This is a genomic window from Paenibacillus sp. 2RAB27 (assembly GCF_052115445.1).
Lineage (GTDB): Bacteria > Bacillota > Bacilli > Paenibacillales > NBRC-103111 > Paenibacillus_E.
In genome coordinates, this window is record NZ_JBFRGR010000005.1 from 18,734 (window position 1) to 32,059 (window position 13,326).

The 13,326-nt window shown below is 48.0% G+C and carries 8 protein-coding genes; 5 read left to right on the forward strand and 3 right to left on the reverse strand.

Going from position 1 to position 13,326, the window contains the following annotated elements:
* Positions 1-36: 36 nt before the first annotated feature.
* Entirely contained in the window at positions 37-633 is a 597-nt protein-coding gene (locus AB4114_RS09110) for a hypothetical protein (RefSeq protein WP_441988171.1), read from the reverse strand.
* Positions 634-864: 231 nt separating this feature from the next.
* Between AB4114_RS09110 and AB4114_RS09115 the strand changes: the two genes are divergently transcribed.
* Positions 865-3,024, forward strand: a complete 2,160-nt coding sequence (locus tag AB4114_RS09115; RefSeq protein WP_441988172.1) for a sensor histidine kinase — start codon at positions 865-867, stop codon at positions 3,022-3,024.
* 37 nt (positions 3,025-3,061) lie between these two features.
* Positions 3,062-3,712, forward strand: a complete 651-nt coding sequence (locus AB4114_RS09120) for a response regulator transcription factor (protein ID WP_441988173.1) — start codon at positions 3,062-3,064, stop codon at positions 3,710-3,712.
* A gap of 547 nt (positions 3,713-4,259) precedes the next feature.
* Here AB4114_RS09120 and AB4114_RS09125 read toward each other — a convergent pair.
* A complete protein-coding gene (locus AB4114_RS09125) occupies positions 4,260-5,906 on the reverse strand; it encodes a hypothetical protein (RefSeq protein ID WP_441988174.1) in 1,647 nt (548 codons plus the stop codon).
* A 39-nt stretch (positions 5,907-5,945) separates the two neighbouring features.
* Positions 5,946-6,332 carry a DUF4280 domain-containing protein gene (locus AB4114_RS09130; protein ID WP_441988175.1) on the reverse strand — a complete coding sequence of 129 codons (387 nt, stop codon included), beginning with the start codon at positions 6,330-6,332 and terminating at the stop codon, positions 5,946-5,948.
* A 224-nt stretch (positions 6,333-6,556) separates the two neighbouring features.
* Between AB4114_RS09130 and AB4114_RS09135 the strand changes: the two genes are divergently transcribed.
* Genes AB4114_RS09135 through AB4114_RS09145 form a run of 3 tightly spaced genes read left to right on the forward strand, consistent with a single transcriptional unit; the run spans position 6,557 to position 13,302 of the window.
* The gene (locus AB4114_RS09135; RefSeq protein ID WP_441988413.1) at positions 6,557-9,997 is read left to right on the forward strand and encodes a stalk domain-containing protein; all 3,441 of its coding nucleotides are present in this window, start codon (positions 6,557-6,559) and stop codon (positions 9,995-9,997) included.
* A gap of 17 nt (positions 9,998-10,014) precedes the next feature.
* Complete coding sequence (locus AB4114_RS09140) at positions 10,015-12,783, forward strand: adenylate/guanylate cyclase domain-containing protein (RefSeq protein WP_441988176.1); 2,769 nt, start codon at positions 10,015-10,017, stop codon at positions 12,781-12,783.
* A gap of 15 nt (positions 12,784-12,798) precedes the next feature.
* On the forward strand, positions 12,799-13,302 hold the full coding sequence (locus AB4114_RS09145; protein WP_441988177.1) for a GNAT family N-acetyltransferase: 504 nt from the start codon (positions 12,799-12,801) through the stop codon (positions 13,300-13,302).
* Positions 13,303-13,326 lie beyond the last annotated feature (24 nt).

The window sequence follows — 13,326 nt, forward strand, 5'->3', positions numbered from 1 at the left end:
CGGTCTGTGTGTTTCACGACCATATCACCTATAAGGTTATCCTGATATTAATTTGTCCCTGTCATAGGAGAGTTGGGATGCGGATGACGCAGCGTTCATCAACTTTTTAGTCCAAATGCAGTACCCCATGCCTACGTACGACAATCCCCAGAAGAAAGCAAAATATTTATTATCGGCAATCGGCAAAAACATTGCGAGAATCATAATCAGCATGAGCGCAGGTACCCAACGAGGAAAAACTTTTGCCAAGAAAGTTAGGATCATGAACACCAAAGTACCTCCAAGGAAACCAATCATACCGAACATTCGTGAAATGTTAACCAGCAACCCTTCCGGTTGGACCGCATCTGCGCCGCCAGCAGCAAATTGGGACCACAACATCGCAGTTGTTAGTATATTTCCAATGATGATGGCGAGGATCGTGATAAAACCGGTGACCCCTGTTTCACGGGATTGTACCTGGTAAAAAGCGATAGATCCGACAGACATGAGGATGCAAGCTATTAATCCTGTCGTCAATTCTTGCGTGCTATCCGTTCCCCAAATTAGCGAGGCAGGGGTCATCCCCATTCTTGCAATTCCTGCTAAAATACAAATCATGCCTAGCCATTTGATAACTTTTTGCTCTGTCATTTTACTCATCCTCCAATTGTTAAGTGTGTTGCTCATACTTTAGATTACTGGAAGGGAAATCACGGAGAATAGAGCATTGCGTTCCTGGTTTTTGGGAATATTCGCGGGTGCGATTTGGGAATCGGCGGTCCGAGTCGGGAAATTGCTCAATAGCCATTTTCAGCTAACGTTCCAGCAAGCTATAATACAAACAAGCAAAGATTACTGAGGAAAGAATGGCGGGTGAGATGAATGTTAAATCTGAGCAGAGCAGGAAGCCCGGAAGCTGTTAACAAGCCGCAAGTGGTGTTGGCGATGCGGATTGCACAGCTTTTTGTACTCAGCTTCAGTCTACTGACAGCTGCGCTATATGTAAGTTTGATTCCACAGTACTACAAAGTACTGGTCGGAAAATGTATCCTGCAAGGCTGCGGTAATCTCGTTCCTGCCATGCCTTTACCGGCAAATGGGTTTAGCTTGGAGCAATTTGGACTGTTATTCGTACTCATTGATGTTGTGTTTACATTCGTTTTTTATATGACATCGGCGATCGTGCTTTGGAAAGGATTCCGTGAACCGATGGGGCTGGTGGCAGTCGTCGCAATGGTGTCTTTCGGATCAACGTTTCCGTCGTTAGTCATGGCGGCATCCGAAGGAGCTGGTTTTGCCCATTATTGGTTCTTAGGTATTTCCATGCTAAGTTGGGTTTCCTTATCCTTATTTCTCTTACTATTTCCAAATGGCAAATTTGTGCCCAAATGGTCGCGCTTCGTTTTTGTGCTGATTATGATCGTGGATGTGATGACGCTCGTTTATGAAGGGGAGATGTGGGAAAAGTTTCATATCCCGGCCATGTTCCAGTTTCTCTGGTATGGCTCATCCACACTAATTTTGATCTATTCCCAAGTATATCGGTTTCGAAATAGGGCTACTGCTGCCGAGCGGCAACAGACGAAATGGGTTGTTTATGGAGCTTCCATTGGCATTGTTGGATTCATTGGCATGAGTGCGTTGTTTGATCCTAGTCTTAATGATGGAACAGCAATGACGTATGTATATTTGAACGGCGTATTGAATGCCTCCCTTACGGCTATTCCCATTACATTAATGTTCGCCGTGCTGCGGCAAAGACTGTGGAATATTGATCCGCTAGTCAAACGGACCCTGGTGTATGGATCGTTATCAGTTTGCATCGTGCTTATTTATACAGTGATTGTTTTTTATTTAAGCCGAGTATTTCAAACTGGGGATCATTATGTCGCTTCGTTACTGGCAACCGCGATTGTGGCGGCAGCTTTCGCACCTCTAAAAGAATGGTTGCAGCGGCAAATAAATCGGCTAATGAAGGGCCGCCACGACGATCCTTATGCGGTGCTGCTTGAGCTAGGCAATCAGTTGATTCAACCTCAGGATTCTGATGCTATGTTGCATGCTGTTGTAAGAACGGTGAAGGATGCGCTGCGAATTCCCTATACGGCCATTTATACCGGTATCGGCGGACAGACGACACTAGTTGCTTCGGCAGGCAGCCTACTTTATGAACAACATGTCTTGCCAATTATTCTTCGCGGCAAAGAAATGGGAACCCTGCACATAGCCAGCCGATCAGCGGGGGAAGGATTTACGGCGGAAGATAACAAATTTTTGGATGTTCTCCTCAGGCAAGCTGGCCCCATTGTGGAGAATTGGCATATGACGCAGGGGATGAAGCTGCTGGCACAGGACCTGCAAGAGTCAAGGGAAAAGCTGGTGCTAGCGCGAGAAGAAGAGCGCCTGTACATTCGTAATAATTTGCATGATGATTTGGCACCTAAGCTGGCTGCCCTTGCGCTGAATGCGGCGACTGCTCAGATTTATGTCGAGAAACAGCCTAAAGTAGCGATTGAAATGCTGGGGGAGTTGCGCAAAGTCATTCGCTCAACGGTGGAGGAAATTCGCACACTGGTTCATGACCTGCGCCCTCCAACACTGGATGAACTTGGGCTAATCGGGGCTATACAGGAACGGATTACCCTCCTATCCAAGCCTGCGGTATTGCTTGCCGGGGAGAAGGGCACTGAGGTGCTGGACATTCAATTGTATGCACCTGGGCCGCTGCCTGTACTCCCAGCTGCTGTTGAAGTAGCGGTGTATCGAATTGCCACGGAAGCTCTAGTTAATGTCGTGAAACATACCAAAGCTACCTCCTGTACGGTAAGGCTGGAATTGTCCGAAACCGGTCAGCTTCAGGTGGAAATTAGAGATAATGGAGCAGACTTTGCTCCTTTGTCAGTTCATCCAGTTGCTGAGGGGAAGAGCGGGATTGGGCTGGTTTCAATGCGGGAAAGGGCGGCTGAATTAGGGGGGCACTGCAACATTGATCGGCCTGCAGGCGGAGGGACCAGGGTTTTGGCGGTCATTCCCTTGTCTTGAACGTAGTTTAAATCGGTGTAGAGGAGAATGACAGACGATGAGAATAATGATTGCAGATGATCATCCGATATTTCGAAGCGGTGTCCGAAATTTGCTTCAAACCACGGAAGATTTGATCGTCGTGGGAGAAGCGGCATCTGGAGAAGAAGTTTTGGGGCTCGTGGAACAATGTCAGCCTGATTTGATATTAATGGACATTCGAATGCCAGGGCTCAATGGGATTGAAGCCACCCGGTTAGTTAAAGAGAAATATCCGCACATCCATGTGCTAATACTCACCATGTTCCGTGACGATCAATCGGTCTTTACCGCCATGCGTGTTGGAGCCAAAGGCTATGTGCTCAAAGACGCTGACGAAATCGAGTTGCTTCAGTCTGTCCGCATGGTTGGCAATGGCGGTGCTGTCTTCAGCTCCGATATTGCGGCACGCATGATGTATTTCTTCTCGGAACCGAGAACACTCAATCCCTCGGAACATCCGGCACTATCTGAACTGTCCAAACGTGAAATGGAGATTTTGGAGCGGATTGCTGAAGGTCACACCAATGCCCAGATCGGCGCACGTTTAGTGATCAGCGCCAAAACTGTGGCCAACTACGTTTCGACGATATTGAATAAGCTGCAGGTCGTGGACCGCAATGAAGCCAGCAGAATCCTGCAAGAATTTCGGGAGGGTTCATCGAATTAAAGAAGCCTCGGCCACGGAAATCATGGCCAGAGGCTTTTATTTGGTCGAGCCTTGATAAACGCACTCGTCTCAGCAGTCAAATTACCCAAAATCAACAACCTCTTGAGCGAAGTCGCCTAAATCTGCCGTCTCAGAACCCTGATCACCCGTAAAGTACCTCCGAACCGTGTGCTCCAGGCAAATAGATGGATTTTATACAGTTATTTTTCGAGATTTTCCAATCAAACGCGCAATAGATGGAAAACATACAGTTAAATTCATACATTTTAGTCAAGTGGAACAAAAGAGGTAGTTTTAACAACATATTTTCCAGTTAAATCGAGTTTTCGAAGAAACTTTGCGTAAATAGCTGTATTTTTTCCAGTTAATGAAAATCTGTAGCGTACGTGTCCCTCCAAATCTACCACTCCCAACTCTACCAGCGGTAAAACCAGTACAACCAGTACAACCAGTACAACCAGGACCACCAGTACAACCAGTACAACCAGGACCACCAGCACCCTGTTTTCCAATAAATGCACTCGTCCTAAGAAGACGGCGTAGTCGGTTATTTCGTTGAGCTCACCTGCAACAGGTGAGCTTCTTTGGTTCTATTGAAATGGGTGAGTGTGAATAGATAATCACCCTTAAAGTAACTGTTCTTGTAAGCACCAACGCCGGCGCCTACTTCGAGCTCCATGACGCTGTAGCCTGCATCGTTCGGCTCGTTCAGCTTCTTGAACGTCTCGATGCCTGGCTGCAGCAGCGCTAGAGGCTTCGAGCCCCAAATACTAAGGGACGTGACCACCGCTTCCTTCGGGTTGGTCTTCGACGGCTCCACCAGCAGCGACAGCTGGTAGGCCGGGTAGCTCAGCAGCAGCTTCACGCCTGCTGCCGCGCTAGCCCCCGCGCCTGCCGCATCGGCAGGCGGCGAAGCAACATCGGAGGCGGCTGCGACCGCCACCTCCTGGCCCGCGAGCAAGACGCTGTCATCCTGCAGCGTCACTTCCGCCGGTTTGCCCAGCAAGTCTTCGACTTTCTTGCTGGACAAACCGATGAAGCCCTGCAGGCTGACTGCGCCGCCTGCCCAGAAGCTCCGCAGCAGCGGCGCGCCGTCTGCGTCAAACACCGTGCCAAGGCCGTCATAGACGCTCGCCTTGAAATCCCCTTTGTAGACGAGTTTGCCTAACTCGTCATACGCTTCCCCGGCGCCGGTCAGGGCGCCGCTCTGGAACGCGCCTTTGAGGCGCGGTACGCCTTTTTCATCAAAGGAGGTGCCCTCGCCGTTATATAAACCTACAAGAAATTGACCTTTATACTTCATCATGCCGCTAGGGTAGAATTCCGTGCCCTCGCCGGAGTAGCTGCCATTTTTGAAGCCGCCTTCGTACATGAGAATGCCCTTCGCATCAAAAAGCTTGCCTGCCCCATTGTACAAACTTGCGGAGAATTCTCCCTCGTACTGGATGATTCCTCCCGAGGAAAAGAGCTTGCCAGCGCCATTATACATGCCGCCATTGAAGGCTCCTTCATAAAGCAAGTCACCGCTAGGTACAAACAACTTGCCAGCCCCGCCGAATTTGCCATTTTGAAACTCGCCTGTATAGATGACTCGCTGCTTCTCATCGTACAAGGCGCCAGCGCCATTATAGACATCCGCCGTGAAGGCGCCTTTGTAAATCAGGTGTCCTTGTTCATCATAGAGAGCGCCGTTCCCATTTTTGAGACCTTTTTCATAATCACCCTCGTATGCGAGGATGCCGTTGTCATGGTACAGCTTACCTTTACCAGAATAAAGACCATCAACCAGATCGCCGACATAGCGAGCTTCTTTTTTATCTTTTTTCGGATCGACAACGACTTTACCATTACCCGAAAAGCTGCCCAACTTAGCTGTGTTTTCCTGAAGTACAGGCACGCGGTTGAACCATTTATTAACGATCTTAGGTGGTCGAATAAAAATGAAGAAAATGAGAACAAGGATGAACAATAGGATGAAAATAAGCAGTCTCTTGGAGATGTAGTAGGAGCCGATCAAAACGTAGTTTTTTAAAGAGGATTCACGCGTTTGCAACATGGTTCGCATCATTTGCTGAAATTTAATAATCGCTAGCTTAGGCAGCCTTCCTACGGTCAGGATGGCCTTCATAATATGTCCGATGAAAGGTGCTACGATAGGCTTTAGCACTTTCTCAATCGTTTTAATCGGCTCCAATGCTCTCACTCCTTGTTTCAATTGTAAAAAAAGAAGAATTTATGGGACCTGAATCGTCATCTGACCAGGCTGCCCAACGGAAATAACACCGCCCCAGTTACACATGCATTTGGAGCTATTGTTAAGCGCGGGCATATTCGCGACAAGGACGGTAGGCGCTCCGGGTGCCCAAGGGGCTGCAGTGACAGGGATGCAGGGCATCGGGGTCAAAACGCCAAAAGCCGCAGCGGTTGCCGCTGCCACCATCGGATTGGATGGGGAGTTGCACATCCCAAACGGCAGTATATTCACCATGGGCTTATTATCCATGATATTGGCAATAGGCATCGCGGTCATGACCATATTCGCAGGGAGCACCATTAACGAGCTAGGTGCAGCACCGAATGTGCATTGCAGCATAGCGCCACCGCATACGATATTCCCCATCTGCAAGCCCCTTCCTTGAAATTATTTCCCGTGCAATAATTCGGCAAAATATGCTTTCATCTTTCTTTTATACTACTAGAAAAGGTTATATGCGGCAATCTAATCCTATATTCGCTAGATTTCGCTGTTTTTCTCCAAAGAATGGATGCGAGAGTGGTAGAGATATTGTACTATAAAGAGAGAGAAGTACGTGAGCGGAGGGGTTTGTTCTGAATGGTTTGAATATGGTGAAAATAGGGCTCGTAAGTCTACTTGCGACATCCTCGATCCTGACGGCAAGTGCACGGGTGGAAGCTGCTGGGGTAAAGGCTTTGACCATGCAGGATGCGATTAAACAAGGGCTTCAGAAGAGTCCTCAGCTGCGCGATGCCAGAACGGATGTCTTGAAGAAAAGAATCGAGCTGGAACAAGCGCAGCATACGGTTAACAATGAGGAAGCCAAAGCTGCCGGATTATTCGCCAGGCCCCATAATTTAAGCCAGGATATTGGTACGCGGATGAAGGTGCCAGATGCCAGATCGCAGTTGTATTTGGCCCAGGAAACCTTGCGGCAGCAAGGGGATTCAGCGCGATATGAGATCGAGAAAAGCTATTTAACTGCCTATCAAGATGCGGTGGCCGAGGAGCGCTCTCGTAAGAAAGTTGAGGAAGCGAAAACATCCATCGACACGGTTCTTAAAAAGCGGAAATTCGGTCTCGCCGATGCGGCTGAACAGGACAAAGTGGACAAAGCGCTAGAGAAGGCGGCATCGGACTACAAACAAGCGCAATTGACAGCGAAATCTAGTCGTTTGGCACTAGGTAAATTACTGCAGCTTGATATGGAAAATAAAGTGGAGCTTTCGTTTCAGCCGGATTACGCGGATTTGAATGAGAAAATGCTGCCTTCCTATCTAGCTATGGGGCAGAAGACAACATTAAGCCTATTAAGAGATACGGAGGCTCGTCGTTTGGCGGATGAAAAGCTGAACACGACTCGTAATTTATATAGCAATAAATTTGGCCCGGCACGCATGAGGGTGATGGATGGCTTATTTAAAGAGCAAGAGATCGATATGGAGCTATTTCAAGCAAGCTATGATGAAACACTTGGGCGAGTGAAAGAGGATTGGCAGGGCTTTTTTATGCTGCTCGGGTTCATTCCCATTCCGAAGTCGCTGCTGCAAGGTGAATTTGATGGACTGCGCTATTTGGATGACCTGACGAATGCTTTACCACTTGCAACTATGGAGCAGAACAAGGCGCAGCTGCAGGAAAAAGAAAGCCGAAATGCTGTAATTGCAGCTGTACGGCAATCTTTCTTGGAAGCTAAAGGTGCGGAAGAAGCTTATGCGCAAGCGTTGCGTGATAAGGATAATGCGGTAACCAATTTAGCGAAGGCGAACCAAAAGCTGAAGTTAAGCCTGATGAAGTCTGAGGAGCTGCAAGCTTTTAAAGATGCGGTTGATCAGGCGGATCAACAAATCGTGGCAGCACAAATAGCGTATAAAATGGCGCTTGGCAAGCTCAATCAAGGAACAGGCGGAGCTGTGAATAATACGATTCGCGAAGGTATACTGCCGTATCGTGATCTTGATGATGGCTTGTCGCCGATGAAACCGCAGAAACCCAAAGCGCCATTGGGTACTTGGAAGCTGAAACCAGCGGTTGGACAGCTGCTTAGCGATTTCAGTATAAGTGTAAGCAAAAAACTGGGTGCAACGGACTTCGCCGTATTTACCAAAGACGGTAAACGTGTTGGGAAGCGGACGAAGATCAATAAACCGGTACGGAATTTAACACTAAAATTCAGTCAAATTGATCAACTTAAGGTTGTTCTCTATAACAAAGGGAAAGTCATTCAGACGCTGCCACTTGATGGAAAAGGCAGCACAGGGCAGTTAGTTGCTGCTAGCGCTGAGAACGGCGGGACATCGGGAGACGCAAACGGGATTGCTGGTGCGGATGGAAGCGTGGGCACGGATGGACAAGCTGGAAGTGATGGCAGTACTGGAAACAATGGGAATAATGGTGGCAAAGGAACGACAGGTACCAGTGGCGACAATGGTGCTGGCGGTGGAGATGGCTCTGCAAATGGACAAGCTGGCACTGGGAACGGTGACGGTGACAACGGAACAGATGACAACGCTGAGAATGCTGGGCAGGGTGTAGACACTAACGGTGAGAACGAAGGCTTAGGGACGGTCATTATCGGCTCGTACAAAGTGAAGCTAGAAGCTTTGACGCCTGAGGCTTTTAATGCGGCTACCGCTACAATGGCGTCTTCGGGACAAGGGATGGTGTATCAAGCGGATGCGCCAGGCGCTCCTTGGGTAGGTATGGATGATGTGCTAGATCCTAATGCATTAACAGATCCACCAAGCTCCGCCATTCTTTCTCAAAAAGCCGTGGATGCAATCAAAGTGACCGTTGAAATCAAGGAGCCAGGCACGATTGCTTCCCTTGAGACACCTGAGCAGCTTCAAGGAAAGATAGATACGTTAAAGCAAGACATTGTGAAACTAGAAACGGCCAAAACTGCCGCAGTTGCCGCCATGAAGCTGAACGACATCGCAGATCTCGCGGTGCAGATCAAGGACGCGCAGGCCCAGCTCGGCATGCTGGAGGCGCTGCTCAAAGGCGATACCAAAGCCGCACTCGCGCAGATGGCGCTCGTGAACAACCCGGACGCGCTGATCGCAGCGCTGTCCGAGGAAGCATCGCCGGCCGAGCCGGGCGATGGCTCTACAGGCAGTGGCGGCAACGGTAACCCTGCCCCCCCAGGTCAAGCGGCCAGCGAGGATCAGCTGGCCTCCGAAGCCGCGCTCCAGCAGCAGAAGCTGAAGCAAGCCCTCGCCGCCGGCGAGCCGGAAGCCGCTGCAGCCTTGCTGCAGCAGCTTCTCGCGACGCAGGCGCAGCTCGCGGATGCGGGGTCGGGCGCATCCGAGGGTCTGGCTTCGCTCGCAGCAGCGAAGCAGAAACTGCAGGCTGCGCTGAGCGCAGCGCAGGCGCAGCAGGACACGGAGCGGGTGGCGACGCTGACCCGCTCGATCGAGGCCGTCGACGCAGCGAAGCTGTCGACGCAGAAGGCCGCGCTGTTCGCGAAGCTGGACGCGGTACAGGCTTTGCTGGCGGAGCTGCCAGCAAACGAGGTCGTACAAGCGAAGCTGGAACAGCAGATAGAGAAGCTGCTGGGCGAGCTGCAGCTCCAGGAGAAGTTGAAGTACGCTCCGGAGGAGCTGCAGGAACTTGCAGCAGTCGCCGATAGCTTAGCGAGCATGACTTCGATCCCTGCTTCTGCTGGCCTTGCTGAGGTTCCTGTCACGATTCAGCCTCTTTCGGCAGAAAACGTGCTTTCTTCCAATATTTCTATCAAATTTACCGCTCCGCCTGTTATAATAAATGGACAAGCCTATTTACCTATTAGATCTGTTTCCGAATCATTTGGAGCGGCGGTAGATTGGGACCCGGAGAGCTTTACAGTCACGGTAAGCACGGAATATACAACTATTACAAGCTCTATTAATCAAGTTACGGCTTACATAGATGGACAACCTATCGTGATCGATGGACCATCCTTGCTGCTAGATGATAGGACTTATGTGCCATTAAGATTCATTTCTGAGTCCTTAGGCTTAGGTGTCGACTGGAACGCAGCCATGCAAATCATTCAGATTACAAATTAAGAGGAGATTACACAACGATGAAGAAATCGATTGCGGCATTGCTGCTCGTCTTGCTGCTACTGKGTGCTGCAGGTACTTACCTAGGCACACACCAAGATAGCATCCAGCTGTGGCCATGGAAAAAGAGCATGCCATTCGACGGATTATCGAAGGCCATCTCAGACTCGCAAAATAACTTATTCGTCATCGATAATGCCAAGAAAACGATACATAAACTGGATGCCCAAGGTATTCTTCAGTTCTCCATTACGAGTGAAACGGGGAAGAATGGTGAAGTGTATCGTTTTAACGATATGGCTGTCGATGATCAGGGCTATTTATATACGATTCGTACGTTATTAGATCCTTATGGGATTGCAGTTAAATCCGAACAAATAGTGCGCTATAAACCAAACGGTGAATTTGATCGCAGCCTATTCACTCAGGAATATGGGGATGCGCAGACGAAGAGATACCGACTTGGCTCCTTGCGCAATGTGCAAGTGCATGAGGGTATGGTGTATTTTTTCAATGATGAAGTGAAGAAATTATCCTTATACGAAACACCTGTTGGCAACACGACAACCACGGAGCCAAAGCTAACGTATTCGATTACGCTTCCAGCTAACAAATATGTGTCCGAAGCAGATGGATTTAAACCGGGTGAAATTTACTACTCCACGCGTAGTGGTGAAATTTATCGAGCTATTAACGAGGGGAACTCCGAGTTGGTTTATCCGCTGCCTGGGATAGATCGCACACGACGCAATTTCCCGKAGAGCTTCCACCTGGACCATCAGGGACGGTTGATTTTCATTGACTTTAACTCGCGTATGATTACAAGGCTGGATCCGAAACAACCTTATGTATTAGAGGGAATTGTTAACGACGAGAAGGCCAAAGCAAGTGGCGTGGAGCTTGCTTTTGACGCGACTACGAGCAGTATTGGTCCTGATGGCAGTCTTATTATCGTAGAGTCAGCTCAAATTAATCGCCGACTTCCCGATGGTACGATCACACCTTCCTTAATAGAAGCACAATTTAGTCGGTCTGATCAAAATCATGCCATTCTGGTTTGGTCGATTGCTGTAGCATTCATTCTACTGGTGCTTTATGCGATCAAAATCATCTTCGTTAACCTACTGAAAAGACGCTTGCCGCTTATGATGAAGCAAATCTTCATTCTTATTCCTGTCATTGCTTTCTCGATGATTCTTCTCTCTACCGTCATTTACAACAGTTTCTCTAAGAAAATGGAAGAAGAGACGTTTAGTGAGCTGATCTTACTTGCCAAAAACGGGCAAAACCTGGTTGATGGCGACAAATTGGAAAGCCTCACATCCCCTTTGGATTATGGTGGTACTACGTATCAATCTTTCCGTAAGAAGATTCAATCTGTTTTTGAGAATAATGCGCGGGACGATAATCAAGGCTTTTATAAAGCTGTATACAAATATGAAAATGGCGTCATTTATCGCATTCTCGAAGACGATGATGGCATGCATATGTTTAATCCTTTCCAACAAACGCCAGAGAATCAACAAGTCGTGCTGGAAGGTAAGACGGCAACAGGACAATGGGAGGATTTCTCTGGAGAATGGCGCTATGCCATTGCACCTATTTTTAACTCCTCTGGTAAAATTGTCGGTGTTTTCGAAACKAGTAAGAACTTAGACGGCTTGCTGAAGCATCGCCAGTCGGTTCTAAATTCGATTATTCGCAATATCGCTTTTATCTCGATAGGTTTGCTGCTTGTGCTTGTGCTCATGACGTATGTTCTTCTATCTTCCATTTGGAAGCTTCGCAACAGTGTCGGTGAAATTGCCAAAGGGAACTGGGATACTGTGGTTAGAATTAATACACGGGATGAAGTGTCGGACCTGGGCGACAGTGTGAACATCATGGCTGCGCGGATTCGAGATTATATCACCAAGGTTGAGAATTTCAGTCAATCCTACTATCGATTCGTCCCTCAGCAGTTTCTGCGCTTCTTGAACAAAGAGAGCATTCTAGATGTCGAGCTTGGGGATCAAGTGGAACAGCACATGTCCATTCTCATTTTTAACATCCGAGGATTTTACCAATTATCTAAAAGGTTGTCGCCAGAAGAAAATTTCAACTTCGTCAATTCGTTCCTCAAACGATTCGGTCCGTATGTCCGCAAGCATGAAGGGCTTATGAATAAGTATTTGGGCGCAGGTTTTATGGCTTTATTCCCGAATCAGACAGATGAAGCGCTGCTCGCTTGTGTGGAGATGCGGAAGGAGCTAGATATCTACAACTCGCATAGAATGAGTGTAGGTTATTCACCGCTTGATTTCGGAATCGGTCTACATAAAGGACCTCTTCGCCTAGGCATTATTKGGGAGGAACAGCGATTGGAAGGCAATGTTATCTCTGACGGAGTTAATCTAGCGACCATGTTGGAGAAGATGACGGAGCCGCTAGGATCATCCATTCTGATAACGGATTCCGTAGTCAAGACCTTGGAAAAGCCTAAGGACTTCCTCTATCGAGATCTTGGTTTGATCCAAGTGGATGGTGTGAAAGAGCCTCTTCACTTGTTCGATGTTTATCAAGGTGATGCAGAGACGATTCGTGCTCTGAAAGAGAAGACGAAAGCCTTGTTCGAGCAAGCAGTTACGTATTATCAGGTGGGACGTTTCTATGATGCACGTGAAGCGTTCTTGATGGTTATTAAACAGAATCGTCAAGATAAGGCAGCCCAATTGTATTTCTATATGTGTGATGAATATTTCCAAAAAGGTACGACTGGTGAATGGAATGGTACATTATCTGTTTCTTAATGAGGTGTTTGTGAGATGCAAGTAAGTAATTGGACTGTGCATGAATTGACCAATGAGAAAGATGCGTTACGGATTACAGATTTCTACTTATCACCTGTTTCTTTCGACGATCAACGTCATACACCAGGTGAGTTGGATCATTTCCGTCATGCGCCAATGCTTAGTTTAACGCAGCGCAATCACCGGCATTGGTATATAGAGAATGAGACGGGGGACATTATCGCCGTGACGAGCTGCAAAGAAAATGAGCATCAATCCGGCGGATTCCTCTGGGATTACTTAGCTGTTCACCGAGAATATCGACGACATGGATTTGCCAAGGTGTTATTTCAGGCCCTAGAAACGTTTGCCCGTTCGGCAGAAGGACGTTACATTTTAACGTACACATGTGATTTGCCGGAATATATCCCCATTCAAAAGATGTTCAAAGCTAATGGATTCGATCTCATTGGTACGTATCCCAATTATTATTATGAAGGTGAAGCTAGACTCGCGTTTTATAAACCACTGTCCCCTTGACAGATAGACTAATAGATTGGACCT

Coding starts and splice junctions, on each gene's coding strand:
- AB4114_RS09110 (WP_441988171.1), bottom strand. CDS start 633: ATGACAGAGCAAAAAGTTATCAAATGGCTAGGCATGATTTGTATTTTA.
- AB4114_RS09115 (WP_441988172.1), top strand. CDS start 865: ATGTTAAATCTGAGCAGAGCAGGAAGCCCGGAAGCTGTTAACAAGCCG.
- AB4114_RS09120 (WP_441988173.1), top strand. CDS start 3,062: ATGAGAATAATGATTGCAGATGATCATCCGATATTTCGAAGCGGTGTC.
- AB4114_RS09130 (WP_441988175.1), bottom strand. CDS start 6,332: ATGGGGAATATCGTATGCGGTGGCGCTATGCTGCAATGCACATTCGGT.
- AB4114_RS09135 (WP_441988413.1), top strand. CDS start 6,557: ATGGTGAAAATAGGGCTCGTAAGTCTACTTGCGACATCCTCGATCCTG.
- AB4114_RS09145 (WP_441988177.1), top strand. CDS start 12,799: ATGCAAGTAAGTAATTGGACTGTGCATGAATTGACCAATGAGAAAGAT.